This window comes from Micromonospora craniellae, assembly GCF_014764405.1.
GTDB classification, from domain to species: Bacteria; Actinomycetota; Actinomycetes; order Mycobacteriales; family Micromonosporaceae; genus Micromonospora; species Micromonospora craniellae.
The window spans coordinates 4270715-4284988 of record NZ_CP061725.1; the positions used below are offsets into that span (position 1 = coordinate 4270715).

Annotated in this window: 13 protein-coding genes; 9 read left to right on the forward strand and 4 right to left on the reverse strand. The window is 73.6% G+C overall.

The window, feature by feature from the left end:
- The first annotated feature begins 161 nt into the window (after window positions 1–161).
- The 3 genes from rplM (at window position 162) to glmM (ending at window position 2559) form a co-directional block, all read left to right on the forward strand.
- A complete protein-coding gene (gene rplM, locus ID554_RS19400; protein WP_117226198.1) occupies window positions 162–605 on the forward strand; it encodes a 50S ribosomal protein L13 in 444 nt (147 codons plus the stop codon).
- Between the two features lie 20 nt (window positions 606–625).
- On the forward strand, window positions 626–1090 hold the full coding sequence (rpsI, locus tag ID554_RS19405) for a 30S ribosomal protein S9 (protein WP_117226197.1): 465 nt from the start codon (window positions 626–628) through the stop codon (window positions 1088–1090).
- A 116-nt stretch (window positions 1091–1206) separates the two neighbouring features.
- Window positions 1207–2559, forward strand: a complete 1353-nt coding sequence (glmM, locus tag ID554_RS19410; protein WP_117226196.1) for a phosphoglucosamine mutase — start codon at window positions 1207–1209, stop codon at window positions 2557–2559.
- A gap of 103 nt (window positions 2560–2662) precedes the next feature.
- Here the strand turns inward: glmM and ID554_RS19415 are convergent, their stop codons facing one another.
- Window positions 2663–3856, reverse strand: a complete 1194-nt coding sequence (locus ID554_RS19415; RefSeq protein ID WP_117226455.1) for a pyridoxal phosphate-dependent aminotransferase — start codon at window positions 3854–3856, stop codon at window positions 2663–2665.
- A 156-nt stretch (window positions 3857–4012) separates the two neighbouring features.
- Between ID554_RS19415 and glmS the strand changes: the two genes are divergently transcribed.
- Window positions 4013–5926 (forward strand): glutamine--fructose-6-phosphate transaminase (isomerizing), encoded by a 1914-nt coding sequence (gene glmS, locus ID554_RS19420; protein WP_117226195.1) that lies wholly within the window; start codon window positions 4013–4015, stop codon window positions 5924–5926.
- Window positions 5927–5937: 11 nt separating this feature from the next.
- On the opposite strand, the gene ID554_RS19425 is transcribed toward glmS, so the two are convergent.
- Window positions 5938–7551, reverse strand: a complete 1614-nt coding sequence (locus ID554_RS19425; RefSeq protein WP_117226194.1) for an alpha/beta hydrolase — start codon at window positions 7549–7551, stop codon at window positions 5938–5940.
- A complete protein-coding gene (locus ID554_RS19430) occupies window positions 7548–7844 on the reverse strand; it encodes a type VII secretion target (protein ID WP_117226193.1) in 297 nt (98 codons plus the stop codon). Before ID554_RS19430 ends, ID554_RS19425 begins: the two co-directional genes overlap by 4 nt.
- 221 nt (window positions 7845–8065) lie before the next feature.
- On the opposite strand from ID554_RS19430, the gene ID554_RS19435 reads away from it, so the two are divergent.
- From ID554_RS19435 to ung, 5 genes are all read left to right on the forward strand, one after another.
- The gene (locus ID554_RS19435; protein WP_117226192.1) at window positions 8066–9535 is read left to right on the forward strand and encodes an NAD(P)H-hydrate dehydratase; all 1470 of its coding nucleotides are present in this window, start codon (window positions 8066–8068) and stop codon (window positions 9533–9535) included.
- A gap of 82 nt (window positions 9536–9617) precedes the next feature.
- Window positions 9618–10736, forward strand: a complete 1119-nt coding sequence (gene alr / locus ID554_RS19440; protein ID WP_117226191.1) for an alanine racemase — start codon at window positions 9618–9620, stop codon at window positions 10734–10736.
- Complete coding sequence (locus tag ID554_RS19445) at window positions 10733–11827, forward strand: alpha/beta fold hydrolase (protein ID WP_117226190.1); 1095 nt, start codon at window positions 10733–10735, stop codon at window positions 11825–11827. Before alr ends, ID554_RS19445 begins: the two co-directional genes overlap by 4 nt.
- Entirely contained in the window at window positions 11824–12348 is a 525-nt protein-coding gene (gene tsaE / locus ID554_RS19450) for a tRNA (adenosine(37)-N6)-threonylcarbamoyltransferase complex ATPase subunit type 1 TsaE (protein WP_117226189.1), read from the forward strand. The genes ID554_RS19445 and tsaE overlap by 4 nt, the downstream gene beginning before the upstream one ends.
- 10 nt (window positions 12349–12358) lie before the next feature.
- On the forward strand, window positions 12359–13060 hold the full coding sequence (gene ung / locus ID554_RS19455) for a uracil-DNA glycosylase (RefSeq protein WP_117226188.1): 702 nt from the start codon (window positions 12359–12361) through the stop codon (window positions 13058–13060).
- A gap of 80 nt (window positions 13061–13140) precedes the next feature.
- On the opposite strand, the gene ID554_RS19460 is transcribed toward ung, so the two are convergent.
- The gene (locus ID554_RS19460; protein WP_223884156.1) at window positions 13141–14259 is read right to left on the reverse strand and encodes a hypothetical protein; all 1119 of its coding nucleotides are present in this window, start codon (window positions 14257–14259) and stop codon (window positions 13141–13143) included.
- Between the last annotated feature and the right edge of the window lie 15 nt (window positions 14260–14274).

Here is a 14274-nt window from a genome sequence, read left to right on the forward strand (position 1 = left end):
GACCGGCCGACGGGGCTACGGGTATCGTTGCCTGCTGTTGTACGACATCTGTAGGCGTGCCGCCTGAGGTACGCTTGGTCGTTCGTGCGCGCTGGTCCGGCCGGGTAGCCCTGGTCACCTCGGCGCGCTACCCCAGACCGACGACGAGACAAGGTAGACCTGTGCGTACGTACAGCCCGAAGCCGGGTGAGATCGAGCGTCAGTGGCACGTCATCGACGCCTCTGATGTCGTGCTGGGCCGCCTGGCCACCCACGCCGCCACGCTGCTGCGGGGCAAGCACAAGCCGACTTTCGCGCCGCACGTCGACACGGGCGACTTCGTCGTCGTCGTGAACGCGGGCAAGGTCGCGCTGACCGGCAACAAGCGTCAGCAGAAGATCGCCTACCGCCACTCCGGCTACCCGGGCGGCCTGAAGCAGGTCGGCTACGAGGAGCTGCTGGCCAAGCGCCCCGAGCGGGCCATCGAGCTGGCTGTCAAGGGGATGCTCCCGCACAACAAGCTCGGCCGTCAGCTGATCAAGAAGCTGAAGGTCTACGCCGGTGCCGAGCACCCGCACGGCGCGCAGCAGCCGGCGCCGTTCGAGATCAAGCAGATCGCGCAGTGAGCGCGGGCGAAGGAAGCAGCATGACCGACATCACCGCCACCGAGGTCGCCCCCGAGGCCACCGAGGCGCCGGCGCCCGTCGCCCGTACGCCTCGTGGTGACCGCCCGATCCAGACCGTGGGTCGGCGCAAGGAGGCCATCGTCCGAGTCCGGATCGTGCCGGGCACCGGCAAGATCACCTGCAACGGGCGCGACCTCGAAGCGTACTTCCCGAGCAAGGTGCACCAGCAACTGATCAAGGACCCGCTGGTCACCGCCGAGAAGCCCGAGGCCTTCGACGTGATCGCCAACCTGCGGGGCGGCGGCACCACCGGCCAGGCCGGTGCGCTGCGGCTGGCCATCGCCCGGGCGCTGATCGTCAACGAGCCCGACGACCGCCCGGCCCTCAAGAAGGCCGGCTTCCTGACCCGTGACGCCCGGGTCAAGGAGAGCAAGAAGTACGGCCTCAAGAAGGCCCGTAAGGCTCCCCAGTACTCGAAGCGCTGATCTCCAGCCGCACCTTGTACTTCTGACGGACGGCCGGTCCGCCTCCCTTCGACAGGGAGGTGGGCCGGCCGTCCGCTTTTCACCTACAACGGCAGTTTCATCGGAGGTTGGTGGGTATGGGCCGGTTGTTCGGCACGGATGGCGTACGCGGGCGGGCGAACGTCGATCTCACCCCGGAGTTGGCGCTCTCGGTGGCCGTCGCGGCCGCGCACACCCTCGCCGAGTCGGATCGCAGCCACGCCCCGCTGGCCGTGGTCGGCCGGGACACCCGCGCCAGCGGCGAGATGCTGGAGGCGGCCGTGGTGGCCGGACTGACCAGCGCCGGCGCGACGGTCGTCCGGGTCGGCGTGCTGCCCACCCCGGCGGTGGCGTTCCTCACCGGCGAGGCCAAGGCGGACCTCGGCGTGATGCTGTCCGCGTCGCACAACCCGATGCCGGACAACGGGATCAAGCTCTTCGCGGCCGGTGGGCACAAGCTGCCCGACGAGATCGAGATGCGGATCGAGGCGGCCATCGAGGCCAACGCCACCACCGCCTGGAAGCGGCCGGTGGGCGCGGGAGTGGGCCGGGTGCACGACCTGCTCGACGGCGCCGACCACTACGTGCAGCACCTGGCGGGCACCGTGCCGCACCGGCTCGACGGGATCAAGGTCGTGGTGGACTGCGCCAACGGCGCCGCCGCCGAGGTCGCCCCGGCCGTATACCGGGAGGCGGGCGCCGAGGTCGTCGCGATCTACGCCGAGCCGGACGGGCTCAACATCAACGACGAGTGCGGCTCGAACCACATCGCCGCCCTGCGGCAGGCCGTGGTCGAGCACGGCGCGCACCTCGGCATCGCGCACGACGGTGACGCCGACCGCTGCGTGGCGGTCACCGCCGACGGCGACGAGGTCGACGGCGACCAGGTGATGGCGATCCTGGCGCTGGCCATGCGGGAGGCCGGCACGTTGACCGGGGACACCCTGGTCGCCACCGTGATGAGCAACCTCGGCCTGCGCCTGGCCATGTCCGCCGAGGGCATCCGGCTGATCGAGACCAAGGTGGGCGACCGGTACGTGCTGGAGGAACTGCGCGCCTCCGGGCTGGCGCTGGGCGGCGAGCAGAGTGGACACATCGTCATGCCCGCGTACGCCACCACCGGCGACGGGGTGCTGACCGGGCTGCACCTGATGGCCCGGATGGCCGCCACCGGCCGTACCCTGGCGGATCTCGCGGCGGTGGTGACCAAGCTGCCGCAGGTGCTGATCAACGTGCCGGTCGGTGACCGTACCGTCGGTGCCGCCGCGCCCGCCGTCCGCGCCGAGGTGGAACGGGCCGAGGCCGAGCTGGGCGAGACCGGACGGGTGCTGCTGCGCCCGTCGGGCACCGAGCCGTTGGTGCGGGTGATGGTCGAGGCGGCCACCGAGGCGACCGCACGGGACGTCGCCGAGCGGATCGCCGAACAGGTCCGCACGGCCAGCCCGGCCTGACCCACTCGCCGGAGGGGCCAGCTCACGCGCTGATTCTCCTCGTCGCGATGGAGCTGACCTGGTCGGCGGCGCGCCGCCGGGCCCGCGCGCTGTAGGCGTCGGGTCAGGCGGGCTCGCTCGCCCGGCGTAGGCGGGTGACCGCCTCGGTGAGCACCTCGGGGCGTTTGCAGAACGCGAACCGGACCAGCCGCCGGCCGGCCTCCGGGTCGTCGTAGAAGACCTGGGTGGGTACGGCCACCACCCCGCAGCGGTCCGGCAGAGTGCGGCAGAAGTCGACGCCGTCGGCGCCGCCGAGCCCGGTGATGTCGACCGTGACGAAGTACGTTCCCTCCGGCGTGAGCACGTCGAAGCCGGCGTCGCCGAGCCCGCTGATCAACTGGTCGCGGCGGGCCTGCATGCCGGCCCGGAGGTCGGTGAAGTAGGTGTCGGGCAGGGCGAGGGCCACCGCGACGGCCGGTTGCAGCGGCGCGGCGTTGACGAAGGTGAGGAACTGCTTGACCCGGAGCACCACCGAGACCAGCGCGGCCGGGCCGCTGACCCAGCCCACCTTCCAGCCGGTGCAGGAGAAGGTCTTGCCGGCCGACGAGACGCGCAGCGTGCGCTCGCGCATCCCGGGCAGCGTGGACAGCGGGACGTGCCCGGTCGACGCGTCGGTGAAGACCAGGTGTTCGTACACCTCGTCGGTGACGGCCAACGCGTCGTGCTCCCGGCACAGCTCGGCGATCAGCGACAACTCGGCCGGGGTGAAGACCTTGCCGGTCGGGTTGTGCGGGGAGTTCAGCAGCACCAGCCGGGTACGCGGCCCGAACGCGGCCCGCAGGTCCGCCGGGTCGAAGGCGTACCGCCCGTCGTCGCCGGGCCGCAGCGTGACGGGTCGTCGGACCGCGCCGGCCAGGGTGATCGAGGCGGCGTACGAGTCGTAGTAGGGCTCGAAGCAGACCACCTCGTCGCCCGGCTCGCACAGGCCGAGGATCGCCGCCGCGATCGCCTCGGTGGCGCCCGCCGTGATCACCACCTCGCCGTCCGGGTCGTACTCCAGGTCCCAGAAGCGGCGTTGGTGTGCCGCCACGGCGGCGCGCAGCTCCGGGACGCCCGGCCCGGGCGGGTACTGGTTGCGGCCCGAGCGCAGCGCCTCGGCCGCGGCGGCCAGCATCTCGGGCGGGCCGTCGGTGTCCGGGAAACCCTGCCCGAGGTTCACCGCGCCGGTACGCACGGCCAGAGCGGACATCTCGGCGAAGACCGTCGTTCCGAACGGGCGCATCCGGCTCACCAGCGGGTCGACATCGGTGCTCGTCACACCGCCAGGGTACGGGTGGGTCCGGTCGTCCCGCCCCGCCCCGGCTGCGTGCGTGGTGACGCCGATCACCGATGTTGCGCTAACCGTTCAAATTCAGTGATTGTTTACCCCGCTTTCGCGCAGACATCGTGAGCGGAGCTGGTTAGGCTGCGACCCATGTGTGGAATCGTGGGGTACGCCGGCGGTCGGCCGGCACTCGGCATCGTGCTCGACGGCCTGCGGCGGCTGGAGTACCGCGGCTACGACTCGGCGGGTGTCGCCGTGGTCTGCGACGGGCAACTGCTGACCGAGAAGAAGGCCGGCAAGCTGGCCAACCTGGAGAAGGTGCTCTCCGAGCGTGCCGCCGTCGACCCGGACGGCTGCGGAGCCAGCCCGCTCGGCATCGGCGACGGCACCACCGGCATCGGGCACACCCGGTGGGCCACCCACGGCGGCCCCACGGACCGCAACGCCCATCCGCACCTGTCGCCCGACGGGCGGGTCGCGGTGATCCACAACGGCATCATCGAGAATTTCGCCAAGCTCCGCGCCGAACTGGAGGACGACGGCGTCCAGTTCGCCAGCGACACCGACACCGAATGCGCCGCGCATCTGCTCGCCAAGGCACTGGCCGAGCTGCGGGCCGCCGGTCAGCCGGACGGGCCGCAGCTGCTCGCCGCCGCCATGCGGGTGGTCTGCCAGCGGCTGGAGGGCGCCTTCACGCTGCTCGCGGTGGATTCCGGGGTGCCCGGTGCCGTCGTCGGCGCGCGTCGCAACTCGCCGCTGGTGGTGGGACGCGGCAACGGGGAGAACTACCTCGCCAGCGACGTCGCCGCGTTCATCGAGCACACCCGCGACGCGGTCGAGCTGGGCCAGGACCAGATCGTCCTGATCACCGCCGACACCATCGAGATCACCGACTTCGCCGGCCAGCCGGCCAGCGGCAAGGACTTCCACATCGACTGGGACTCCTCGGCGGCCGAGAAGGGCGGATACGACTGGTTCATGCTCAAGGAGATCGAGGAGCAGCCCCAGGCCGTCGCCGACACGTTGCTGGGCCGGATGACCGAGACCGGCGAGATCATGCTCGACGAGGTCCGCCTCAGCGACCAGGACCTGCGTGACGTCGACAAGATCTTCATCGTCGCCTGCGGCACCGCGTACCACTCCGGTCTGGTGGCCAAGTACGCGATCGAGCACTGGACCCGGATCCCCTGCGAGGTGGAGCTGGCCAGCGAGTTCCGCTACCGCGATCCGGTGCTCGACCGGTCCACCCTGATCGTGGTGATCTCGCAGTCCGGCGAGACCATGGACACCCTGATGGCCCTGCGGCACGCCAAGGAGCAGAAGGCCCGGGTGCTGGCCATCTGCAACACCAACGGCTCCACCATTCCCCGGGAGTCCGACGCGGTGCTCTACACCCACGGCGGGCCGGAGATCGCCGTCGCCTCGACCAAGGCGTTCCTCACCCAGTTGGCCGCCTGCTATCTGATCGGCCTGCACCTGGCGCAGGTGCGGGGGGTCAAGTTCGCCGACGAGGTGGCGGCCGTCGTCGACCAGCTGCACCAGGTGCCGGACAAGCTGCGGGAGCTGCTCGGGCGGATCGAGCCGGTCCGTGAGCTGGCCCGCGAGCTGCGGTCCGAGCCGACGGTGTTGTTCATCGGGCGGCACGTCGGCTACCCGGTGGCGCTGGAGGGTGCGCTGAAGCTTAAGGAGCTGGCGTACATGCACGCCGAGGGCTTTGCCGCGGGTGAACTCAAGCACGGCCCGATCGCGCTGATCGACCAGGGCACCCCGGTGATCTGCGTGGTGCCGTCGCCGGTCGGCCGCGGGCTGCTGCACGACAAGATCGTTTCCAACATCCAGGAGGTGCGCGCCCGGGGCGCCCGCACGATCGTGATCGCCGAGGAGGGCGACGAGTCGGTCGTCCGCTACGCCGACCATCTGATCTATGTGCCGCGCACCCCGACGCTGCTCGCCCCGCTGGTGACCACCGTGCCGTTGCAGGTGTTCGCGGCCGAGATCGCCGCCGCCCGGGGACACGACGTCGACCAGCCGCGCAACCTGGCCAAGTCCGTCACCGTCGAGTAGCACGCGGACGGTCACCGGCCGAGCACCACCCGCGCCATGCCGTCCAGGGCAGGGTTGGCCGGATCCCAGTAGCCGGTGTGGCCGTACCGGCCACTGGGGAACGTCCGGCCTCCGAAACCCGGCTCGGCCGGGTCGCGCCCGAACCAGCGTTCGTCGCGCGGCCCGGCCAGCCAGTCGACGATCGTGCCGACCGGCGAGGCACCGAGCACCGCCTGCCGGGCCAGCTCGTCCGGTGGGCGGGTCAGCCGGATCACGTCGTCCGGCGCGGTGCTGGCCCACACCTGCTCGGGCGGTACGCGCAGCTCGGACGCGTGCCCCACACCGACGCCGGGCGAGCCGACGAAGACCAACGCGTCGGCGGCGAGCCCGTGGTCACGGGCGGCGGTGCCCACCACCAGCGAGCCGTAGCTGTGCCCGAGCACCGTCTGCCGGGCCGGTGGCCCGTCGTGAGTGGCCCGCAGTCCCTCTTGGAACCGGTGCAGCGCGTCGCCCGCACTGCGGGCCTGCCCGTCCCGGGCCGCCTCGTGCAGGAAGTCCGGGGCGTCGTAGTCCAGCCAGAGCACCGCCGAGGTCTCCTGGCCCGGTGCCAGGTCGGCGCAGCGGGCCAGCACCCGGGCCGCCCGGCCCAGCTCGCCGGTGGCGTCGTCCAGCCCGGCGGTCATCCCCGGCACGTACGTGACCACACCGGTGGCGCGGTCCGGGTCGCCCAGCGCCACCACCGCGCGTCCCTCGCCATCCACGTCCAGCCCGAGCAGGTACGACCGGGGCGACTCCGCCGAGTCGAGCCGGGCGGCGAGCGCGTCCAGCCCGGCCCGCGCGGCGTCGACCGCGCGCAGCCCGGCCACCTCCATCGGCCCGCGCGGCACCCGGGCCAGCAGCCGCTCCCACCGCGCACGCAACTCCTCCCGGCGTACGCCCAACAGCGACCGGTTGGCCTGGTCCCGGTCGGCCGCCGGCACCCCGTCGAGCCGACCGACCAGCTCCGGCTCGTGCAGCACCAGCCAGCGGCGTTGTGCCGTGGTCAGCCCGGCCCACCAGAGTCGTACCCGCGCCGGGTCGGTGTGCGGCGCCGGTCGGCCCGGTGGGGGCCGGGTGACCCACCCGACGGCGGCGTCCCGCGACAACTGCCCGAGTCGTCCGGCGGCCTCACGGTCGGCCGCCCCGGCCAGGTCGAGCGCGTCCCGGATGCCGGTGGCCACCGGGGCCACCGTGCCGGCCGCCCGCTCCGGCGGCACCCGCGCCGGGTCGGGGCGGACCCGGCCGGATCGGTCGATCAGCACGCCGGTGGCGGCGGCCAGCTCCACGGCCGCCGACAGCCGGGCCCGGGCCGCCGTGAGCCGGCCGGCGAACCCGGCGAGCACCTGGTCGACCTCGACGGCGACCGGAACGAGCGCGGTCAGCTCGGTCCGCAGCCCGGCCAGCCGTGTCCCGGCCGATCCGGCGGCCCGCCCGGACCAGCCGGCGCGCAGCGCCGCCGTACCGTCGGCGAGTTCGTCGGCCCGCCGCGTGGCGAGCCCGGCCAGGCCCGCCCAAGCGGTGCCGGTGGCCCGCCAGCCAGCCGGCGCGACCGTGGAGAGCTGGACGTAGCCGGCCGTGGCCGCCCGGGGCGGCGTCGGCCCGGTCACCGGGTCACCGCGGAGAGCCGGGTGGCGGCGCGACCGTCCACCGACTCGTACGCCCCGGCGGCGGCGCGCACCGCGTCCCCGGTCTCCGCCACGTGCGCGCCGAGCCGTCCGCACCAGGTGCGTACCGAGGTCTCCAGCGCGGCGAGCGCTCCCGCCGCCGACCACTGCCGGTCCGGTGCCGCCAACCCCGGTACGCCCGCCGGCCCGTGTGCCAGCCGGTAGGCGGTGTCGCCCAGCGCCCGCCCCACCCGGTGCAGCGTCTCCGGCTGCACGGTCAACTCCTCCTGCGCCATCGGCCACTCCCGCCCCTCGACTCCCGCACGGTGTAGACGCTAGGTGGGGCCGGGTGTCGTACGCGTGCCCTGTGGACGACGGCGGCAGGCGTACCCGACCGTCGTCCACAGGGGTCGCCGGGTATGTGGACAAGGGGCTATCCTGCGGCCCGCCCGCCGGTAGGGTGGCCGCGTGATCGTCGGCATCGATCGCGTGCGGGGCGCGGGAGACGGGGTGTGACATGCGGCCGGTCTGGCGGGTGGCGGAGGTACGGGCGGCCGAGAAGGCACTGATGGCCGAGCTGCCTCCCGGCACGCTGATGCAGCGCGCCGCCGCCGGGCTGGCCCGCCGCTGCGCGTTGCTGCTCGCCGACCGGGGCGGGGTCTACGCGGCACCGGTCCTACTGCTCGTCGGCTCCGGCGACAACGGCGGCGACGCCCTGTACGCGGGCGCCCGGCTGGCCCGACGGGGTGTCGCCGTGTCGGCGCTGCTGCTCGACCCGGACCGCGCCCACGCGGCGGGGCTGGCCGCGTTGCGGGCCGCCGGTGGACGGGTGGTGGACCGCCCGCCGGCAATGGTCGACCTGGTGCTCGACGGGATCGTGGGCATCGGCGGGCACGGTGGGCTGCGGGAGACCGCCGAGCAGTTGGCGGCGAGTCTGCTGCGGCACCGGGGGCGCGACGGCGGCCGGGCCACGGTGGTGGCGGTGGACGTGCCCAGCGGCGTCGAGGTGGACACCGGGGCGGTGCCGCTGACCTCGTCCGGTCGGCCGAAGGCGGTGCGGGCCGACGTGACGGTGGCCTTCGGTGCCTGGAAGCCGGCCCTGGCGGTCGGCCCCGCCGCCGCGCTGGCCGGTCAGGTGGAGCTGGTCGACATCGGGCTGCGCCCGTGGTTGCGGGGCAGTCCGGCGCTGCACGTCGTCGAGGAGTCCGACGTGGCCGACTGGTGGCCCCGGCTCGGCGCGGCCTCGGAGAAGTACACCCGGGGCGTGGTGGGGGTGGCCACCGGTTCGGCGACGTACCCGGGGGCGGGGGTGCTGTCGGTCGGCGGCGCGCTCGCCGGGCCGACCGGCCTGGTGCGCTACGCCGGGGGTGCCCGCGAGGAGGTGGTGCGCCGGTACCCGTCGGTGATCGCCACCGACCGGGTGGTCGACGCGGGCCGGGTGCAGGCGTGGGTGTGCGGCTCGGGCCTGGGGACGGACGAGCGGGCCGCAGCCGAGCTGCGGGCGGTGCTCGCCGCGCCGGTGCCGGTGGTGCTGGACGCCGACGCGCTGACCCTGCTGGTCGACGGTCGGCTCGCCGACCAGCTCCGGCGGCGCGACGCGCCCATCGTGATCACCCCACACGATCGGGAGTTCACCCGGCTCTGCGGCGAGGAGCCCGGCGCGGACCGGGTCGCCGCGACGCTGCGGCTGGCCGCCTGGATGAACGCCGTGGTGCTGCTCAAGGCGAACCGCACCGTGATCGGCACGCCGGACGGCCGGGCGTACGTCAATCCGACCGGCACCCCGGCCCTGGCCACCGGTGGCACCGGGGACGTGCTGGCCGGGCTGCTCGGCTCGCTGCTGGCGACCGGCCTGCCGGCGGAACGCGCCGCTGCGGCGGCGGCGTACCTGCACGGGCTGGCCGGTCGGGAGGCGGCGCAGGGCGGCCCGGTCGCCGCCGCCGACGTTGCCGACGCGCTGCGTCCCGTGCTGGCCCGGATCACCTGACCTGTCGTCGCGGGACCCGCCCGACACCCCCGTACTCGGCCGGGGTGACCCCCGGTGATCAGCACGGAAGTAGGGTGGGGGCATGTGGCAGGCCGAGGTACGCGTCGACCTCGACGCGATCCGGGAGAACGTGGACCGGTTGCGCACCGGCACCAGCGCCGAGTTGATGGCGGTGGTGAAGGGGGACGGCTACGGCCACGGCATGGTCCCGGCCGCCCGTGCCGCCCTGGAGGCGGGCGCGGACTGGCTCGGGGTCTGCACCCTGGACGAGGCGTTGGCCCTGCGCGCGGCGGGCATCGACGCCCCGGTGCTGGCCTGGCTGCTGGCGCCCGGGCTGCCGCTGCACACCGGCGTCGCGGCCGGCGTCGACCTGGGGGTCGCGAGCCTGCCGCAGCTCGACGAGATGGTCGAGGCGAGCCGGCGCGCGGAACGCCCGGCCCGGCTGCACCTCAAGATCGACACTGGGCTGGCCCGGGGCGGCGCGACCGTCGCCGACTGGCCGGCCCTGCTCGACGCCGCCGCGAAGGCCCAGGCCGACGGGCTGGTCGAGGTGGTCGGGGTGTGGAGCCACTTCGTCTACGCCGACCTGCCCGGTCACCCCACCACCGACCGGCAGTTGGCGGTCTTCCACGAGGGGCTGGCCATGGTCGAGCGGGCCGGACTGCGCCCGCGCTACCGGCACCTGGCCAACTCGGCGGCCACGCTGACCCGGCCCGACACCCACTTCGACCTGGTCCGTCCCGGGCTGGCCGTGTACGGCCTCTCCCCGGTGGCCGGACAGACGTATGGACTGCGGCCGGCGATGACCGCGCGGGCCCGGGTGATGCTGACCAAGCGGGTACCGGCCGGTGCCGGTGTCTCCTACGGGCACACCTACCTCACCGAGCGCGAGGCGACCCTGGCCGTGGTGCCGCTGGGCTACGCCGACGGGGTGCCCCGGCACGCCTCGAACACCGGCCCGGTGCAGCTCGGCGGCCAGCGGCGGACCATCGCCGGCCGGGTCTGCATGGACCAGTTCGTGCTGGACTGCGGCGACGCCCCGGTGGTCGCCGGTGACGTGGTGACCCTCTTCGGCGACGGCGCGGACGGCGCGCCCACCGCCGACGACTGGGCCGAGGCGGTCGGCACCATCAACTACGAGATCGTCACCCGGTTCGGCAGCACCCGGGTACCCCGGACCTACGATGGCGGGTCGGCGTGAGGGTGCCCCGTCCGCGTACCGCCGCCGGCCGGGCCGCCGGGCTGGTCGGTGCGGCACTCGGCGTGGCCGCCGCCGGGCTCGCCGCCGGTGTCGCCACGGAACGGGCCCTGGTACGTCGGCTCAAGGCCGACCCCGCCGATCCGTACGTCGACGAGGTCTTCGGTGAGCAGCACTACGACGCGGCGTACCGGTTGGAACTGCCCGACGGCACCGACGTGCACGTCGAGGTGGTCGAGCCGACCCGCCCGGTCGCGGGCAACCCGACAGTCGTGCTCGTGCACGGTTTCTGCCTGGACATGGGCACCTTCCATTTCCAGCGCGCGATGCTGGCCGGGCGGGGCGAGCACCGGATCGTGGCGTACGACCAGCCCGGACACGGCCGCTCGGGGCGGCTGGAGGGCGGCGAGTACGACCTCGTCGCGCTCGGGCACACGCTGCGCCGGGTGATCGACGAGGTGGCGCCGGACGGGCCCCTGGTCCTGATCGGGCACTCGATGGGCGGCATGACCATCATGTCCCTGGCCGAGCTGTACCCGGAGATGTTCGACGACCGGGTGGTGGGCACCGTGCTCATGGCGACCTCCGGCGGTCTGCTGGCGGAGACGAAGCTGGTCGCGCCCGCCCTGCTCGGCCGGGTCGGCGCGCCGGTGCTGTACACGGCCGGCTACGTCACCCGGTACGGCGGGACGGTGATCGATCGGGCCCGCAGGTCCACCAGCAACGTGGCCTGGCTGCTCACCCGCAGGTACGGCTTCGGCACCCGTAAGCCGAGCCCTTCGCTGGTGTCGTACGTGGAGGAGATGAACTCGCGTACCTCGGCCGACACGGTGACCCGCTATCTGCGTACCCTGGCGACGCACTCGCGGTTCCCGGCGCTGGCCGCGTTGGAGGACACGCCGGTGTTGGTGATCGTCGGAGACAAGGACATGATCACGCCGGTGACGCATTCCGAGGAGATCGTCCGGCGGCTGCCGCACGCCGAGTTCGTCAAGATCCACGACAGTGGGCACGTGGTGATGCTGGAGCACGCCGACGAGGTCAACATCGCGGTCAGCCACTTCCTCGACTCGTGCGAGCGGGACCGTCCGTGACCCGCGTCGAGTTGCCGACGGTCGCGGACACGTACGCCTTCGGGCGGCGCCTCGCGCGGCTGCTGCGCGCCGGTGACCTGGTGCTGCTGACCGGGCCGCTGGGCGCCGGCAAGACCGCGCTGACCCAGGGGATCGGCGCCGGGCTGGGCGTGCTCGGCGACATCACCTCACCGACCTTCGTGATCGCCCGGGTGCACCGGCCGGATCCGGCGACCGGACGCGGGGTGGCCCTGGTGCACGCCGACGCGTACCGGCTCGGTGCGGCGAGCGACCCCCGGGCCGAGATCGACGACCTGGACCTGGACGCCTCGGTGGAGGAGTCGGTCACCGTGGTCGAGTGGGGCGAGGGGCTGGTCGAGCAGCTGGTCGACGCGCACCTGCGGATCCGCCTCGACCGGCGGGACGACGACACCCGGGTCGTCGAGCTGGAGCCGGTCGGCGGTGACTGGGCGGCGCGACTGGCCGCGCTGATCGCTGTCGTACCCACTGCCTACAGTGCCCGGAAACGATCCGACCGGTGAAAGGCCGCCGATGCCCGACGACACCCCCGCTCTCAACCTGATGGCCCTGCTTCCCGAGGAGTGGCGCGAGGTGCTCGCTCCGCACCTCGACCCGGCCCGCACGGCCGCGCTGGCCGACTTCGTCGCCGGGGAGTACGCGACCCAGACCGTCTTCCCGCCGGCCGAGGACCTGTTCTCCGCCTACCGGCTCTGCGCGCCGTCGGCCTGCCGGGTGCTGATCCTCGGCCAGGACCCCTACCACCGGGCCGGCCAGGCGCACGGGTTGAGCTTCAGCGTGCGCGAGGGGGTCTCGGTCCCGCCGTCGCTGCGCAACGTCTTCAAGGAGTTGGGGGAGGACCTGGGCGTGCCCAAGCCGCGCAGCGGCAACCTGGACGGCTGGGCGGCGCAGGGGGTGCTGCTGCTCAACTCGGTGCTGACGGTGCGGCAGGGCACCCCCGGCTCGCACGCCAACCGGGGTTGGGAGGAGTTCACCGACGCCACCATCCGGGCGCTCGACGCCCAGGAGTCGCGGGTGGTGTTCCTGCTCTGGGGCGGCTACGCGCGCAAGAAGGCGGCGCTGGTCACCAACCCGCAGCACGTGGTGCTGGAGGCGGGCCACCCCAGCCCGATGAACCCGCGTGGCTTCCTCGGCAGCCGTCCGTTCAGCGCGGCCAACAAGGCCCTCGCCGACGCCGGCCTGCCCACCCTCGACTGGGAGCGCACCGCCGGCTGAGCGCGACAGACGGCGGCGCCGTGCCCCCGAGGGCGGGGACACGGCACCGGACGTGCGGGGTCACCGGTGTCGGCCAGGGGCTACCGCGCCTGGGGCACCGGGATCCAGGTGAGTTCGTCGTCCACGTCGGCCACCTCGACCGACTCCGCGATCCTGGTCAGCTCCGCGAGGGAGAGCCCTGCGGTGCTGAGGACCTGCACCTGCACCGCGCCGTCCGAGGTCCAGCGGTTGCAGAACGGGGCGTCCGTCGCCTGGTGGCACTCCGTCTGGCCGGCCTTCGCCTGCTGGTTGGAGGAGGAGGCGGGTGTGACGGAGATGCTGAGACTGTCCGGGATTCCGATGCGCTCCGGGTCGCCGTACGGCCTGGTCAGTCCGGTGGTCGCCGGGGCGGGGTCGGCGTAGGTCACGCCGCCGTAGTTGCCTGCGCGGGCCTGCGCGATGCCGTCCATGCCGGGCAGGGCGTGCGTGCCGACCTCCACCGGGGTGAGGCCGGCGGGCAGGTAGCCGACCCGGAAGGGCAGCGTGGCCGGCGTCGCCGGACTCGGCTTCAGGGCGGTGACCAGCACCGACAGGTCCGCAATGGAGGGTTCGGGGCTGCTCGTGTACGCGGTCACGACGGCCCATGCGTCGTCGGCGTACTCCCAGGCCAGTTGACGGCCGGCCGGCTCGACGGTCGACTCGACCGCCTGGTGACCGGCGATCGTCGACGAGGTGCCGCCGGTGATCCCCGCCGGGTCGAACGCACCCGGTCGGTAGAGCGTCAGGTGAGCGAAGAGCGTTCCACCGGGCGAGTTCCCGCCCGCGACGGGGGGGCGCTTCCCGTCCCGGCGGTCCGGCTGCTCGGAGTCGTCGTCGACCGGCCGGTCGTGGGTGGTCTTGCCGTCCATGTAGACCGAGGCGATCTGATAGGCGGTGGACACCACGACGGGGTCCTGCACGCGCAGCGGACCGGCGTCGAACGCGCGGAACGTGAAGCTGAACGGTGGTGCGTCCGGCCAGGTGGCCTCGGCGCCCGGTGCGGCACCGGCGACGATCGTGTTCGCCTGCTCGGGGGTCGCCGACGTACCCGGCGTCAGCGCGAACGTGCCGGCGACCACGGCCGCGACCAGTCCGGCGGCACCGGCGGAGGCGAAGCCCGCCCGACGGCGACGTTCGGCCCTGCGGCCGGCCGCGACGATCTGGTCGACGGAACGTGACATGGGCGGCTCGTCCAC